General features: G+C 59.1%; 14 protein-coding genes. 10 read left to right on the top strand and 4 right to left on the bottom strand.

What is annotated here, in order from left to right:
• Positions 1-27 precede the first annotated feature (27 nt).
• Entirely contained in the window at positions 28-1710 is a 1683-nt protein-coding gene (locus ACIQYF_RS02705; protein ID WP_402856511.1) for a flavin monoamine oxidase family protein, read from the bottom strand.
• A 171-nt stretch (positions 1711-1881) separates the two neighbouring features.
• Positions 1882-2334, bottom strand: a complete 453-nt coding sequence (locus ACIQYF_RS02700) for an Lrp/AsnC family transcriptional regulator (protein WP_402856509.1) — start codon at positions 2332-2334, stop codon at positions 1882-1884.
• 126 nt (positions 2335-2460) lie between these two features.
• Here ACIQYF_RS02700 and ACIQYF_RS02695 point away from each other — a divergent pair, with 126 nt between their 5' ends.
• The 5 genes from ACIQYF_RS02695 to ACIQYF_RS02675 all read left to right on the top strand — a co-directional run bounded on the left by ACIQYF_RS02695 (position 2461) and on the right by ACIQYF_RS02675 (position 8143).
• On the top strand, positions 2461-2988 hold the full coding sequence (locus ACIQYF_RS02695; RefSeq protein WP_402856506.1) for a serine acetyltransferase: 528 nt from the start codon (positions 2461-2463) through the stop codon (positions 2986-2988).
• Between the two features lie 1198 nt (positions 2989-4186).
• Positions 4187-5011, top strand: a complete 825-nt coding sequence (locus ACIQYF_RS02690; protein ID WP_402856503.1) for an aspartate/glutamate racemase family protein — start codon at positions 4187-4189, stop codon at positions 5009-5011.
• Complete coding sequence (locus tag ACIQYF_RS02685) at positions 5008-6393, top strand: FAD-dependent oxidoreductase (protein ID WP_402856500.1); 1386 nt, start codon at positions 5008-5010, stop codon at positions 6391-6393. The genes ACIQYF_RS02690 and ACIQYF_RS02685 overlap by 4 nt, the downstream gene beginning before the upstream one ends.
• Positions 6390-7181, top strand: a complete 792-nt coding sequence (locus ACIQYF_RS02680) for an electron transfer flavoprotein subunit beta (protein WP_402856497.1) — start codon at positions 6390-6392, stop codon at positions 7179-7181. The genes ACIQYF_RS02685 and ACIQYF_RS02680 overlap by 4 nt, the downstream gene beginning before the upstream one ends.
• Positions 7178-8143 carry an electron transfer flavoprotein subunit alpha/FixB family protein gene (locus ACIQYF_RS02675; RefSeq protein WP_402856494.1) on the top strand — a complete coding sequence of 322 codons (966 nt, stop codon included), beginning with the start codon at positions 7178-7180 and terminating at the stop codon, positions 8141-8143. The genes ACIQYF_RS02680 and ACIQYF_RS02675 overlap by 4 nt, the downstream gene beginning before the upstream one ends.
• Here ACIQYF_RS02675 and ACIQYF_RS02670 read toward each other — a convergent pair.
• Positions 8140-9090: a LysR substrate-binding domain-containing protein gene (locus tag ACIQYF_RS02670; RefSeq protein ID WP_402856491.1), complete on the bottom strand. Its 951-nt coding sequence runs from the start codon at positions 9088-9090 to the stop codon at positions 8140-8142. The two genes, ACIQYF_RS02675 and ACIQYF_RS02670, sit on opposite strands and share 4 nt — an antisense overlap.
• A 98-nt stretch (positions 9091-9188) precedes the next feature.
• Between ACIQYF_RS02670 and ACIQYF_RS02665 the strand changes: the two genes are divergently transcribed.
• Genes ACIQYF_RS02665 through ACIQYF_RS02655 form a run of 3 tightly spaced genes read left to right on the top strand, consistent with a single transcriptional unit; the run spans position 9189 to position 11969 of the window.
• A complete protein-coding gene (locus ACIQYF_RS02665; protein ID WP_402856488.1) occupies positions 9189-10643 on the top strand; it encodes an FAD-dependent oxidoreductase in 1455 nt (484 codons plus the stop codon).
• Positions 10640-11371, top strand: coding sequence for an SDR family NAD(P)-dependent oxidoreductase (locus tag ACIQYF_RS02660; RefSeq protein WP_402856485.1), 732 nt, complete (start codon positions 10640-10642; stop codon positions 11369-11371). The genes ACIQYF_RS02665 and ACIQYF_RS02660 overlap by 4 nt, the downstream gene beginning before the upstream one ends.
• Positions 11372-11393: 22 nt before the next feature.
• Positions 11394-11969, top strand: a complete 576-nt coding sequence (locus ACIQYF_RS02655; protein WP_402856482.1) for a cysteine hydrolase family protein — start codon at positions 11394-11396, stop codon at positions 11967-11969.
• A gap of 69 nt (positions 11970-12038) precedes the next feature.
• Here the strand turns inward: ACIQYF_RS02655 and ACIQYF_RS02650 are convergent, their stop codons facing one another.
• Positions 12039-13883, bottom strand: a complete 1845-nt coding sequence (locus ACIQYF_RS02650; RefSeq protein WP_402856479.1) for a sigma 54-interacting transcriptional regulator — start codon at positions 13881-13883, stop codon at positions 12039-12041.
• A gap of 417 nt (positions 13884-14300) precedes the next feature.
• Between ACIQYF_RS02650 and ACIQYF_RS02645 the strand changes: the two genes are divergently transcribed.
• The gene (locus ACIQYF_RS02645) at positions 14301-15191 is read left to right on the top strand and encodes a VOC family protein (RefSeq protein WP_402856476.1); all 891 of its coding nucleotides are present in this window, start codon (positions 14301-14303) and stop codon (positions 15189-15191) included.
• 78 nt (positions 15192-15269) lie between these two features.
• Entirely contained in the window at positions 15270-15806 is a 537-nt protein-coding gene (locus ACIQYF_RS02640; protein WP_402856474.1) for a flavin reductase family protein, read from the top strand.
• Positions 15807-15815 lie beyond the last annotated feature (9 nt).

Below are 15815 nucleotides of genomic sequence, written 5' to 3'. Positions count from 1 at the left end.
TGCGCCAGCGGCTAGCGGTGGCTTGTTTCAATCCGGCAGGGCAATCGGCCCGATGTCGTTGAACACATCGCCTGGGCCAGGGTTTTGCGCGTGGGTGCGGCCGCCGAAGTGGGTCATGATGCCCCACACCGCATTCAATGACGTTTGCACCGCGCCTTCAACCCAGGCTGGGGTCCACGATACATCATCGCCAGCAATGAAAATGCCGCGTTGTTCGCTGGGCATGTCTTGCTGCATGAAGTGCGCATACATGCGTTGGTTATAGCGATAGTGACCCGGCAATGCGCCTTTGAAGGCGCCCAGGAAGTGTGGGTCGGCTTCCCATGACACGGTGATCGGATCGCCGATGATGCGGCTGGCAATATCGACCTTGGGGTAGATTTTTTTCAGCGAGTCGAGCGCCAGTTTCACGCGCTTTTCCACCGGGTGCGGGAGCATTTTCAGCGCATCGCTCATCCACGAGTACGACAGGCAAATGACCCCCGGTTTTTCGTCGCCGTTATCGAACAGATACGTGCCACGGGTCAGGCGGTCGGTGAGGGTCATGCTCATCAGGTCGCGGCCGGTTTCTGGATCTTTGTCTTTCCAGAACGGGCGATCGACCATGACGAAGGTTTTAGAGGATTGCATGTAGCGCGTGCGGTCCAGCGCCATCCACAATTTTTGTGAGAACAGCGACTCTTCGCATTCGATTTGCGTTGTCAGCAGCCAGCTCTGGCAGGTGACCAAAACGGCCTCGTGAGTGCGGGTAACGCCGAGGTTGTCGGTGACCGAAAAGTGCCCGTCAGCCGAGCGCGAGATGGCTTTGACCCCGGTGCGTGGCGCGCCACGGTGCAGCGAGCGCAGGCTGGTGCCCTCGGGCCAATGTGCGCAGCGCTCAGGCACATGGCGCCAGATGCCCAGCGGCACTTGCTCAACGCCGCCGACGACCAAGTGCTGGTGGTCGTCGCAGTTGGTCATCACCACGCGGAAAATTTCGAGCATGGAGTTCGGGAAGTCCGAGTCCCAGCCGCCCGTGCCAAACCCGACCTGCCCAAACACTTCGCGGTGCTGGAAAGACAGTTTGGCAAAGGCTTTGGATGTGGCGACAAAGTCGTAGAAGGTGCGGTCGTCCCACAGCGGAACCAGCGTGTTCCATAGCTCTTTCAGGCGCGGGACGTCACGGTCTCGAATGGCTTGCTGAATATCGCCAAAGCGCGAGCCTTCCTCCAGTGCGTCGGCCCAAGCATCGGCAACTTCCTGGAACAGTGCAGGCAAATCTGCCAGTTTTTGTGCGTAGAAGGTCTGGCCTTCAAGGTCGATCACCGTGCTGCCCGAAGCGGGCGTCAGCGGGTTGGGAAACGGTTTGGTTTCAAGGCCCAGCTTGTCGACGTAATGGTAAAACGCCGTTGAAGACACCGGGAAACGCATGCCGCCCAACTCGGCAATCACCCCTTCGCTGCCTTCAAACGCTTGCGAGCGCAGACGTCCGCCCATCTTCGACGCTTCATACACCACGGGCTTGAGGCCCAGCTTCATCAACTCGTAGGCGGCCACCATGCCCGCCATCCCGGCGCCAACAATCGCCACTTCCGAACCCAGCTTGTGTTCCGGGATACTGCCCAGGCCTGCGGGGTGTTCGATCCAGTCATCAAATGCAAAGGGGAAGTCCGGGCCGAAAATAGTGACCGGTTTTTTGCCGTCGACAGGGTGGCGATTATTCTTGTTCATGGCTGACCTTACTGGGCGACTCGCGTTACACGTGAGTATAGGAAAAGACAGCCGCCAGTTTAGAGAGCGTTGAACACGTAATTAAGACGCAAAGTATCGTCGTTATGCGCTTTTTTTAGTCTATATGACGAAGTTTATCGTCAGTTTGCAGTGTCATTGCGGCGTTATGGCTTAGCCGCGATCAACTTTGCTGCTCAGGATGATCGACGTGGTGGTCTTTTCAACGCCTTCGACATTACCTATCTGATCGAGTAATTGATCCAACTGCTCAGGCGACTCACTGCGTAGCCAAGCCACGTAATCGAACTCACCGCTGACCGCACACAACTGCTGCACCTGCGCCATATGACTCAAGCGTCGGACCACCTCCTTGCCGGAGCGTGGTTGTACGGTAATCCCCACATAGGCCTGCAAGCCCCCATCCATCAGCCGCTGACTCAGGCGCACGCCATAACCGGTGATGACTTGGGTCTTTTCCAGCCGCGCCAGACGAGACGTCACCGTGGTACGGGCAATCCCCAATTGACGTGCCAGCATGGCCACACTCTCGCGCGCATTAAGCTGCAAGGCCGCGATCAGTTGACGGTCGATTTCATCCAGTGCAGGCGGGCGTGTATCGGGCAAGAGAGACTCCCCAAGTGTGAGCGTGACGGGCGGTTATCGTACAGGGCTGAGCGAGCGTGGGAAATTCAATAGCGAGCAGCTACTATCGGCGCATTCGCCAACCCGCACGAATGGCAGGGCCGCACTTTGAATTTCGACACCTTGATGGCGTATTGGCAGTCTGAAGTATCAAACAAGAAAAAACGCGCAAGCCGCATAGGGCTTATCAGCAACATCCTCAAGCGGGCGCGCAAACACAACACGCTGCGCTACTTATTCATGTTTCGGTTGGCCCAGTATTTTTATTCTGGAAATCGCTTTGCGCGTTTTTACGCCAAGCGCATGGAAAGAAAGCTCAACCTCAAGTACGGCGTGGACATCAGCATTCATGCCCAAATCGGCCCAGGCTTTCGCATCGCCCACCTGCCGGGTGTAGTGATCACAGGCAACGTCAAAATCGGCTGTAACTTCTTCATTCGGCAAAACACCACGATAGGTATCAAGACCCTGGGGCTGGACGGCTACGACCTGGTTATAGGCGACAACGTCAGCATAGGCGCACACAGCTGCATCATTGCAGACACCTTGGTGATCGGAGACAACGTCACGATCGGCGCCATGTCGTTCGTTAACAAAGACATCGCGTCAGGCGTTACTTTTTACAATCCGCGGTGATCGGCCAGGCACGGGGCTGCGTGCATCTCAAACGCCAGAAACACGAAAGCCGCGCAGTGCGCGGCTTTGAGTATGGTGGGCCCAGTAGGACTCGAACCTACGACCAAGGGATTATGAGTTGTTGGGCGAACGAGTATGCCTAGAGAAGTTGTTCGTAGGTGAACGTAGGTTGGCATAGCTGGAGGCCTGTAGTTACTGGTGTTGAGCGTAGTTTTGAGAAGGTTGCTTTAGCTGAGTACTGTACCGTGTTTGTACTGATCTGACAGCTTGGTGACGGGTTAGCTCAAAAGGTCGCCTTGGATGTTATCGTCTCGGTAGCTTACCTTCGTATCTTCGATGATCTTTAAGAAAGACGCTTTGAGCTAGTAGCTTCATCCAGCAGCCCGCGCTTTTCCATAGCTATGAATAGTGCTACTGAGAACGCTTGGCAAGAAGTACAGCGAGACCTTATGGCAATCTGACGCTGTATGCGTCGTCTATAGCGACCGTACCGAGCAACGTATCGGAGCGATTTTCTCGCTGCCCTCGCCATGGAGCGCCGTCACCGACCAATTACTGGTGGCGGTCTTTTGAATGTACTCACTTCACCAAACCATCAGCGGACGCCGGCGTTCGATGTCGTCTGCTCGGCTGTTGGCGTGGATGCGTTAATTCGGTCTGCCGGAAACACCTATTCCCGGTGGCCGCTGTAGGATTTGAGTGTCTTCAGCAATGCAAGCGTCTGCGCACTCAGCGGGATAGGGTGCGCACGGTGTTTGTTCCTATTGCCTTGACTGCCTTGAGTTGGCGGTCGTAGAGGCGGCTAGCATGAGTTGTCATGAGCACTTTCACTGGCACCGTTTGGGTATCCAAGAAGTAGCATCGGTAGGCACGGGATCCCCAAACGCCTGGCACTCAAAACTACCTCGGCAGCCCTCAATAGCCCTGAGCTCCACGATTTTATTGGGTTTCAGGCACATCAAAAAACGTCCGCGGACGTCTTTTGATGTGCGCTGGGGGGATCACCCTGACGACCGCCAGTGGCGCGATTGCCAGGGTGAGTGTGGGCGCATTTTGCGCTTTTGCTGAATAGCCCCTTCGCTGCAGGCAACTACACAGTCTCCGGCCGCGTGCTGATAATCCCCCAGCACATTTCTCCCGGCGTTCACGTCCAGGCCGTATCGGCTTGCAAACGTCCGGCTATTGATTGAGGGCATCTATGAGCATCCGTATCTGGCATCAGAGCTTCACCGTTCTAAGCGATCTTGGTGCCTATGACGAGGCCTTGCGTGAACACTTTCGCAAGGTTGCGCGGCCTGACACTGAGATCTATCTGCATGGCATGCGCCCCGGGACCTACCGCAGTAATTATCCGGGCGATGACATCAAGTATTCTTCGTTGCAATACCTGCATGGCCTGCAGTTCATGGCCGCCGGACTTAATGCGCAGTATCAGGGGTTCGATGCTTACGCCATCAGCACTTTGCCGGAGCCTGCACTCAAGGAAACCCGCAGCCTGTTGAACATCCCGGTAGTGGGGTATGGCGAATCCGCGATGTTAACCGCGTGCATGCTCGGGCGTAAGTTCGGGGTGCTGGTGTTTATCGACGAGCTGGCTGACTTGGTTACAGAAAACGCCAAGCGCCACGGCCTGGGCGAGCGGCTGGCGGGGATCCGGCACGTGGGCTTTCACTTCGCCGATGTGCTGGCTGCGTTCGATGATCCGAGTGAGCTGATTGAACGTTTCCGCACCGCAGCCCGTGGGCTTATCGCCACGGGGGCCGAGGTCATCATCCCCGGCGAGGCACCGCTGAACGTGCTGCTGGCGAGGCACGGTATCAACGAAGTGGATGGCGTGCCCGTGCTCGACTCGCTGGGTGCCTGGATCAAACAGGCCGAAGCCATGGTGGACTTGCGTCGCGCGCTGGGAACCCGGCCGTGCAACCATGGCTATTTTTCCGCTCGCCCGGCGACGGCGCGTGTTCGAGAAGTGTTCGAGTTTTATGGCTTGAGCTCGTTTATTGAATCGGGTGATTGGGCATGAAACACACGACATGTGACTTTTTGGTGATTGGCGGTGGCCTGGCGGGTTTTTGCGCGGCACTTAGTGCAGCGCAGGCGGGCCTGCAGGTTGTGGTGCTGGAAAAAACCGCGCAAACCGGTGGCTCGTCGGCCATGAGCGGGGGCTGCCTGGCGTTCGCCGGTACGGATCTGCAGCTCCGTCACGGGATTGAGGATTCGGCGCAATTGTTGTTTAGCGACATGGTCGATGTCGGCAAGGGCGAATGCGATGAATCACTGGTCAGGTTGTACACTGACAATCAACTGCAAACCTTTGAGTGGCTCAAGAGTCACGGGGTCGCGTTTTACGATGTGATCGAGGCCGCGTCCGGGCAATCGGTACCTCGGGTGCATAACGTCGACCCGGCAGACATGGTGCGCCAGTTACAGCGCGCGGCCCTGGCTACGGGCAACGTGCAGGTCTGGCTGCACAGCCGTGCCCGGCGTTTATTGCGCGCAGATAACGGCCGTGTAAGCGGTGCCAGCGTTGAGCTCGAGGGGCAAACCCTGGAGGTCAGTGCTCGCCACGCCGTGTTGCTGGCCAGTGGCGGGTTTGTCCAGGATCGTGAGCTTATCCACCGCTTCGCCCCGCAGTACGATAATGCGGTGTTCATCGGTGGCGAGGGCAATGAGGGCGACGGATTGCGCATGGCCTGGGCTTTGGGCGCCGATGTACGTGATATGTCCTATATCAAAGGCACGTTCGGCAAACACCCGATAGATGAGCACAACCACCATGCTTGCCTGGCGGTTTATAAGGGCGCAATCGCGGTGAACCAGGAGGGCAAGCGCTTTGTCGATGAATCCCAGTCATACAAACTGCTGGGCGATGCCGTGATGCAGCAGAGTTTCGGTGTTGGTTATCAGATCCTCGACCACGCCATCATGCACAGTGGCGACAATCAGATCCGCATCTTGGACTTCACGCGCCGGCTTGAAGAGGGGTTGTTTGTCGAAGCACAAAGCCTGGAACATCTCGCACGCTTAATAGATGTCCCGCAAGATATTTTTCTGGCTGAAGTCAGCGCCTATAACGATGCTGTACGCAATGGGCGTACCCCCTGGTTCGGACGCCAGCACCTTGTGCATCAACATGGCGAACTGCGCACCATCGAACACGGCCCGTTCTATGCCTACCCGTCCACAGCAGCAGTATTTGGCACCTATTGTGGTGTGGTGGTCGATGCCCATTTGCGCGTCATCGACGTATTCGGCGAGCCTGTCGAGGGGTTGCTTGCAGCAGGTGAAATGATCGGTGGCTTCCATGGCGCGGCCTATATGACCGGCTCGGCATTGGGTAAAGCTGCCGTGTTCGGGCGGCTGGCCGGGGCCAATGCGCGTACGCCGGGCGGGGAGCTCTCATGAAGATCCTGGTCCTGCTGGCGGGCGTCGCCGATATGCGCTTCACCTTGCACCCCATCAGCCTCGACAGTCACGCGCAAATTCGCGAAGAAGGCAGCAGCGCCAGGCGCCTGCTCAGCCCCTTTGACGAAGCTGCACTGGAGGTTGCGCTTAAGCTGCGTGATGCCAACCCCGAAACAGGCATCGATGTCTTGCTACTGGAAGGTCCCAACACGGAAAACCTGCTGCGCAGCGTCGCGGCATTTCTCCCGGACACGCTGCATGCCTTGGATTTACAGCCGGCCCAGCTGTGGAATAGCCGTCAGAGCGCTAGGCAGATCGCGACGGTCATTGATCAATATTTTGCCCGGCATGAACTGGTGTTGGTGGGGCGCGAGCTGGGTGACCTGGACGAGGGCAGCATTCCGACCTTGTTGGCGCACTGCTTGCGGCGCCGGCAGTTGGCGATGACCCAGATCGGCCAATGGGAAGGCGAACGCCTGCTGCTGATGCGCGAGCAGGGCACGCGCGAAGAGTGGTTAACGGTGGATCAGCCATTGCTGGCGAGCGTCACCAATGGAAAGCGTAACAAGCTGCGCCACCCTTTGATGAAAAACGTGATGGCGGCCAAGCGCATGACATTTACCCGCATACCGGCGCCCGTCGCGATCATGCCCGGGCCAAGGTTGCTGGCCCTAGAGACGGCCCCTGTGGTGACACGCGCAGGGGACTGTCAGTGGATCAGTGGAGATCATACGCACCAGGCCCGGTCACTGATCGGCTGGCTCAAGGAACAGGGGGTATACCGATGAAACTGCTGCTGGTTATTCCTCAGGCGTGGGGCGAGCAGGCACTGGATACGGCCCTTGCGGCAGGTCAGCAGTTGGCCGGTGCGGACGGATTTGCGGTGATGCTGATCGGCCCGCAGGCGTGCTCAAGGCCAATCGAGGTGGCTGCCAGCGCGGGGGCCAAAACGGTGTGTCAGGTGCTGCACCCCGATTTGCTGGCGGTTGAAGACCCGTACGTGCTGGCCTGTGCCGTCGCCCAAGCGCTAGCGGGCATCCTGTCCGGCGTAAGTGAAACGCAACTGGTTCTGCTCCCGCCGGGCCCCGCGGGCGAGGAGTTGGCAGCCTTGTTGGCGGATCTGCTTGATGGGCAGCATCTTGGCCGTTGTTTGAGTCTGCGGGTTGAGGGCGAAGCGATTTTTGCCGAGCGCGCCGCCTGGGGCGGACGTCTACGGATCACCTTGCAGGTTGAGTCAGGGCTTGCTTTTGCGTGCCTGCGGGCGGCTCGTGGAGAGTCCGGCGCGCCTGCAACCGTGCCTGTCTGCACGATCGACTTGGACGATCCGTTGCCGTGCGAACTTGCGCTGGACAAGCGCGAGAGTGTTGAGCGCCTGCCCCCGCTGGAGGGGGCGAACCTTGTGGTGTCCGGTGGGCGCGGGGTCAACGAGCAGGGTTTCGGATTGCTTGAAGCGCTGGCGCTGAGACTTGGCGCAAGCCTAGGTGGCAGCCTTCCGGCAGTCGATGCCGGCCTGGTTCCGGTGCTGCGTCAGGTCGGGGTTTCGGGCAAGTTCGTCAGCCCGCAGGTGTACCTAGCCGTCGGGATTTCTGGCACTTTGCAGCACCTTGCCGGTGTCAGCCTTGATAGCCGGATCGTGGCGATTAACCCGGACCCGGAGGCGGACATATTCAAGGTTGCCACCCTGGGCATCGCGGCTCCCTGGGAAAGCCTGCTTCCCGCCTTGCTCGATGCCTTGGGTCCGCAGCCCTAGGCATTGCCACGGCGGCCCTGGCGCACCGTGACGTGGGCGTTGTGGGCCGGGCGGCGCTGCGCGTCAAGGGTTCCCAGCATGAAATCAATGAAGGCGCGGGTGCGGGGGGCGACAAAACGCGCCTTGGGGGTGACAGCGTAGAAGTTGCGGTTGCCGGTCGTCCACCGGGGGAACAACTCAACCAGAGCTCCGCTGGCGAGCAGTCCGTTGACGAAGACGTCCAGCACATAAATGATCCCGCGCCCGGCCAGTGCCGACTGGATCAGCGTATCCGAACTGTTGAAGTGCATTTCGCCGTCGGGGGTCAGGCGGTATTGCTCGGCACCGTTGTCAAAAGTCCAGTCCGAAGCCGAGTAGCGGCAAGCGCCGAAAATACCCAGGCAGTGTTGCGGCTGCAGCTCGCCGGGGTGTTGCGGGGTGCCGATCCGGTCCAGCAGGCTTGGCGCCGCGCACGCCACATAGTGCGCCTGATACAAGGGGCGGGCCACCAGGTCGGAGTCGTTGACCAAGTCAATGCGAATGGCGACGTCCGTGCCAGTTGCAATCAGGTCCTGGGCATGGTCGGTCTGGCGCAGGGCCACCGACAAGCCCGGATGTTGCGCAGTGAAGGCGGGCAGCGCGGGGAAGATCAATGCTCGGGCAAAGGCTGCAGGTGATTCGATGCATAACCGGCCGCCGACCTGGCCTTTCTTCTGGCGCACCTGGGCTTCCATTTCGTCAATTTGCTGCAGCACCTTTTTGCACTGTTCGAAATAGGCCTCGCCATCATCGGTTATGCGCAATGAGCGGGTATTTCTGGAGAGCAGTGTGACCCCCAGGTAGCTCTCCAGGTTGCGCACGCTGGATGTTGCGGTGGCATTGGCGATATTCAGGGATTCGGCGGCGCGACTGAAACTGGCGCATTCCACTACCCGCACAAATATCTGCATCGCCCAGAGTCTGTCCATCGTTTTTCGCCTTTTCCAAAAAGCCCATTAGCTTGCGCCCGCTCGAACGTCTTTATACCAGTTCTTATAGTGCTGACCACAAAAAGAGGAACTACCCAATGGCTGAGTTGAACTTTGATCTGATCGTAGTGGGCTGCGGCGTGGCGGGCCTGTCGGCAGCCGTTGCAGGCGCCGAGCACGGGCTGCGGGTGGCGGTTCTGGAACGGGCGACCCGTGAGGAGCGCGGTGGCCAGAGCCGCTTTACAGAAGCGTATCTGCGCATGAAGAGCCATCATGAAGTCACCGATGACTTCGATACGTTTCTGGCGGAGCACTCCGGCTACTATCAAGACCCCGATTTCGTGGCCGAAACGCTGGCTGAGCGGGCTGACTGGTCCGTGCAAACCCGTGCGCTGGCATCGATCGATGCCAGTGTGATCAGCACGTTCGCCGGGCAGGCCGCAGGGACCATCGAGTGGCTGAAAAGCAACGGGGTCAAGTTCGATTTCCTGCCCACTCAATTTCTGACCAGCACTCAACCACGCTTGCTGCCCGTGGGCGGCGGCGAGGCCATCGTTGAAGCCCTAGCGAGCAAGGCCGAAACCCTGGGTGTGGAATTTTTCTATGAAACCTCGGGTCGCCAACTGGTCACCGCAGGCCTGGACCGAGTGAGCGGAGTCCGGGCGCTGTCGCGGCAACGGGGTGAGCTGATATTCAACGGTGCCGTGGTCCTGGCCAGTGGAGGCTTTGAAGGCAATGCCGAAATGCTGGGGCGTTATCTGGGGCCGCGCTCGGTGTTTCTACGCCCGGTGTGCAAGGGCGCTTATTACAATCGTGGCGAAGGGATTCAGATGGCGCTTGACGTTGGCGCCGCGCCCAGCGGCGAGTACGGAAGCTATCATGCCGAGCCGGTTGATCCGCGCTCGGGGATTTCCGAACCGTCGATTTTCGTTTTCCCCTACGGCGTGCTGGTGAACAAACAAGGGTTGCGGTTCACCGATGAGGCACCGGGTACGGTCGACGCTTGGTATGAGCGGGTCACCCGGCAGATTTATCTGCAGGACGAAGGAATTGCCTGGGTCATTCTCGATCAGAAGGTCAAGGATGTGCCCAACTACCGGTTGGCGATTCGCACCGATCAGCCGGCCATCGAGGCACCCACCCTGGGGCAACTGGCTGCCAGGCTGGGCATCGCGCCTGCAGCGCTGGAGCAGACAGTCGCGAGTTATAACGCGGCCTGCCGCCCTGGCGAGTATACGCCATTGCAGGTTGATGGCCTGGCCACGGTCGGGCTTGAACCGCCGAAAAGCAACTGGGCGTTAGCGCTCGATCGCGGCCCTTATTTCGCCTATCCGATCATCTCGGCAAACGTCTTCACATTTGGCGGCTTGAAGGTGGACGAGCAGGCTCAAGTGGTCAACGTCGACGGCGATCCGATTCGCAATCTGTACGCGGCCGGGGAGACGGTGGGCATGTACTTCGGTAATTACGCAGGCGGTACATCGGTCCTCAAGGGCCTGGTATTCGGTCGCCTGGCTGGCCAGGCGGCTGCACAGCAGCGGGGCGCACAATGAACGTTGCCGTGGTGACCGGGGCAGGAGGCTCCATCGGCAGTGCGGTGTGCAGGCTGCTGAGCCGTGAGGGCTATCAGGTGGCTGCGCTCGACCTGGCCTCGCCTGCGACGTTGCCCGCCAACACGCGCTTTTATTCCTGCGACGTGGCTTCACGCATTGCAGTACGCGATACCGTGGACGAGATCGAGGAGCATATGGGCCCGATCTGCGCGCTGGTCAATGTCGCCGGGGTCCTGTCCTCCGGCAGTGCGCTGGAGCTCAAGGTTTCTGAGTTTGAACGGGTGATGCGGGTCAACGTCCTCGGGACGTTGGTTCCCTGCCAGTTGATCGGCCAACTGATGGCCGAGCGCAAGCGCGGCAGCATCGTCAATATCGGCTCGGTGGTCGGTAAGAATGGCGGCAATGCCCGGCCCTGGCTTGATGCCGCTGAGCAGGCCAGCGCCGCTGGCGTAGCCTACGGCATGTCGAAGTCTGCGGTGCACACCATGACCCTGTTTCTGGCCAAGGAACTGGCAAGCTCGGGCGTACGGGTCAATGCCGTTGCGCCCGGGCCGATCGCCACTGACATGACCGATTCTTTTCCGCAAAACCTGCGTGCGTTGATTCCCCTTGGCCGCATGGGCCGTGCCGACGAAGTGGCGGCGGCGGTCAGCTTCATGCTGTCGGACAAGGCAGGATTTATCAGCGGCGAAATCCTCGATATCAACGGCGCACTGTGGTGCGACTGATTCAACTGAGAGAAAAGTAAACATGAAAAGTATCTATCTGGTTCTGGACATGCAAAACGACCTGGTACACCCCGACGGTGCCAGTGGAAAAGGCCCGCTTGGCGAACAAGTGCGCAGTAGGGAGATTATCTCCCGCACTGCTGCGGCTATTGCCAAAGCCCGTGCCCAAGGTATTGCGGTGGCTTATGTGCGGGTCGCGTTTTCCGATGACCATCGTGAAGCCAACCCGGACTCGCAAGTGTTCGGCCCTATCGCCAAGAACGGTATTTTGAAAAAGGATGCCTGGGGTGGTGCCGTGCATGATGAGCTGGCGCCACACGGCAAGGATTGGGACATTGTCAAACACCGGGTTTCGCCGTTCTACGCCACAGGCCTGGAACTGCTGTTGCGCCGTGAAGGCATCGAGAAGATTTACTGCAGTGGGGTGAGCACTCAGGCCGTGGTGCAGGCCACGGTACGCGACGCCCACGACCGTGACTTTGATGTGGTGGTGCTGGAAGACTGCTGCGCTTCGCCATCGGCGCAGGAGCATGAAAACTCAATGGGCAGCATTGCGCGCTTCTGCACCTCAGTGAACTCCAGCGAAGCTTTCATCTGAGTCCTGATCCCCCCCGTTCAGGCACGACAATAGCGCCGGCTCATCGAGCCGGCGCTGTTGTTCAGGGGCTCAGTGCGAATCAGGTTCGTCCTGCGACATTTTTTTCACCCGATAATCCAGTTGCGCACGGCTGAGGCCCAGCAGGGTTGCAGCCCGGGAGATATTGTTGTCACTGAGTTTCATGGCCACCTCGATGTACACCTCCTCGATGAGTCTCAGGCGCACAGGGCCACGTTGCAAGGCACGCTGCGCCACGGCTAGCAACTGCTCGTGGCTGGCGTTCTCCTGTTGGGCCAATACCACGCTTGGCGGGTTGTCCGGCATGCGAATGCCGATGGCCGGGCCGCTTTCCCAGCCCACGGTGCCAATGCGTTCGGGCTGTCCACCCAGAGCATCGAGCCCCGACAGGTGGCGTATATCCAGCAGGTCGCCGGCGTCGGAGAGGATCACCGCGCGCTCAATGACGTTTTCAAACTCCCGGATATTGCCCGGCCAGTGATAGTCCAGGATCACTTGCAGTGCCCTTGGCGTGATTCCGGCCAGGTGCCGGCCATGCAAGGTGCTCAATTTGCGCATGACCGTGTCGAGCAACAAGGGCAGGTCGTCCTTGCGCTCGCGCAACGGTGCGATGGTCACCGGGAACACGTTCAACCGATAGAACAGGTCGCTGCGAAAGCGTCCCGCCTTGACCGCCTTGGCCAGGTCTTCGTTGGTGGCGGCGATGACCCGTACATCGACCTTGATGGTTTTGTTGCTGCCCAGGCGTTCCAGATCACCGCTTTGCAGCACGCGCAGCAGTTTGCCCTGTGCGGTCATGCTCAACGTTGCGATCTCATCCAGAAAAATCGTGCCGCCGTGGGCGATTTCAAACCGCCCCGGGCGCGCCTCGGTGGCCCCGGAGTACGCGCCGCGCTGAACCCCGAACAGTTCTGACTCGATCAGTTGCTCCGGGATCGCGGCACAGTTGATCTCAACAAAGGGGGTATGGGCGCGCAGGCTGTTACGGTGCAACTCGTGGGCGAACATGGTTTTACCCACGCCGCTTTCTCCCAGCAGCAATACCGTGGCATGGGTGCCCGCCACCCGCAGAATTTTATGCATGACCAGGTGGTAGGCCGCCGAGCTGCCCACTGGACGGGCCAGATCGGCGTTGACGGATTGCTGGTCTCCCAGGCCAAAAGGTGATGGCGTCACAACCTTGGGCACAGGCTTGAGCGGTTGACTGCGGCGATGGTCGCTGACCCTCGGCTGAAAGTACTTGAGGTCGTCCTCGGTGTTGTCCCAATCCTCGACGGGCTTGACCACGACGCGGCACACGTCATGCCCGCAGCCCTGGCATTCCGTCTCACGGGCCAGCAGGCGGCGGCCCATCAGGCGGCTCATGAAACCAGAGCTGTAACCCACTTCCATCCAGCAAATGGGGTCGGTGCTGGAGCCGTTGGCGGCGATATGCACGTCACTTTCAACCGAGCGCTTCCATGTGAATTCGCTGTATTTAAAGCCTTTGGCATGGTCGAACTCGATGCATACAGGGGCTACCTGGACGACCCCCGACAATGAATGCAACTGGCCGCCAGCAGCGACGATGTCGAGTTCATTGCCGGCGCCCCGAGCCTTGATCGCTAGGTCGGCATCGCGCTGACCTGTCAGGTAGCCGACCCGGGTCAGCACGCCGCGGGTGTACTCCACGCCATTACTTTCCAGCAGTTCCTGGCGCAAGGCGCCGAAGGCTTCGACATGCATGAGCATCATGCGCTTGTCGTCCAGCCAGATCAGCCCCTCCTGGGGGTTGAAATAAAGCCGGTCTACCAGGTCCTGCATATCCGGGAAGCGCAAGTCAGTGATGATGTTGATACCGCTGCGCCTGCTCGATTGATGCGCGGGCGCATCAGCCTCGATCGAGGGTGTACTCATCTGATAAGCCTTTTGTTTTTATTTGAATATTAACGATAAACCGAAGCCAAACGCGTGCCCAACATGGTGTTGCCGAGGGCGTGGCGCGGCAAGTGGCTGCGCGTACTTAAACATAAGCCTAGTGACTGCGCTATCCGTCCCGAGCCTGTCCGCCAAATGGTCAGGATTCATGAAAATCCTTGAATGAAATTCATAAATTCCGATTTTTATTAATTGAGCACTGTTGCGCGATGTTAGCGAAAAAACGGCTGAATACGTCTTTTGTTTTTTTAACTTGTTGAATATTGAGATGTATTTATTTTATTCGGGGTGATGCTGATAGCTGGCACAGCGCTTGCTCTTGTCCTTGTCACGGCTGCTCCTTCATGGGATTTCCTGAAGCAGGCAGGACAACAAAAACAAGATGAGGTGCAGGCAGTGGCAGAAATACACGCGTTGGCCTACGCAGGATTCGGGGTCAGTGACCTGGATAAGTGGCAATGGCTCGCCACCGACATTATCGGCATGCAAGTCGCCAGTCGCGATGAGCATGGGCTGACGTTGCGCATGGACGAATATGCCCAGCGTTTTTTTCTTGAGCAGAACCCCATCGACGACATTCTGGTTGCGGGCTGGCAGTTTCGCAGTGAGCAGGCGCTGCAAAGTTACGTTGCCGAGGTGCGTGAAAAAGGGGTTGCAGTGGAGGTGCTGTCCGACGAACTGCTACAGCGGCGGATGGTCGAGAAAGCCTACAGCTGCCAGGACCCGAACGGTTTCACGCACGAGTTTTTCTTCGGCCATCGTGAAGCCGGCCTCAATGACGTGTTCCATTCCAAGGTGCTTAAAGGCAAGTTCGTCACCGGCGAACTGGGCATAGGTCACATCCTCCCGTTTGCCAAGGACGGCCCGCAGACCGTGCGCTTTTACCAGGATGTCCTGAAGCTGCGGGTGAGCGACTACATCCGTGAGGAGGTCAAACCGGGAATGGTGGTAGACGCTACGTTCTTTCATACCGCCACCGGTCGTCACCACTCCATCGCCACGGCCCAGGCCCCGTCCCCCAAGATTCTGAACCACTTCATGGTGCAGGTGGAAAACATGGACGACGTGGGCATGGCCTATGACCGCTGCATCAAGGCGGGCATCCCGATCGTCCTTGAATTGGGGCACCACCCCAACGATAAGACGTTCTCCTTCTATGCCCAGACCCCCTCAGGTTTCAACTTCGAAATGGGCTGGGGTGGCGTAGTGATTGATGAGCAGCACTGGGAAGTCAAAGCGTTCAGCAAAATGAGCGACTGGGGCCACAAGCGCAACATCGTCCTTTAAGTATCGGCCAGTTGCCGGACCGTGCATTGATCAAGCATCAAGGGCCACCCATGCCCATGACACAGTGAGGTATTCCAGATGTTAAACGCCATTCAATCGAGCAGTACGCCGCGGGTGACTCCACCGATGGTTGCGACTGCGGATTTCTGCAAGGGCATGCGCCATCTGGCCGGTGCCTGCGTGGTCATCGCCAGCGGCACGGACAGCGAAAGAGCTGGCCTGACCGCCACGGCCGTGTGCTCGATCACCGCCGATCCGCCGCGGCTGCTGATCTGTGTGAACCGCAATGTTCGCGCCCATGAACTGATCAAGCGGGCCGGGGCCTTCAGCATCAATGTGCTGGCCCATGACCAGGAAGTGATCGCCAAGCGCTTTGCCGGCATGGTCGAGGGCGTAGCCGGCGAACAGCGCTTCGCCGAAGGCAACTGGGAGCCGGGCATCAGCGGAGTACCGCTGCTCGAAGACGCCCTGGTCAGCTTTGAGTGCCGACTGGCCGAAGTGATCCCCGCCAGCACCCACGACATGTTCATCGGTGAAGTGATTGGTGTGCGAGGCCTGCAGGAGCAGGACGGGGCCCTGGTCTACTTCAACAGCAAGTTCGCCACGCTCAAGTAACACCCGGGC

This window comes from Pseudomonas sp. NPDC096917, from assembly GCF_044762555.1.
Lineage (GTDB): Bacteria > Pseudomonadota > Gammaproteobacteria > Pseudomonadales > Pseudomonadaceae > Aquipseudomonas.
The sequence above is the reverse complement of the archived record's forward strand: the minus strand, read 5'-3'. Positions and strand labels throughout refer to the sequence as shown.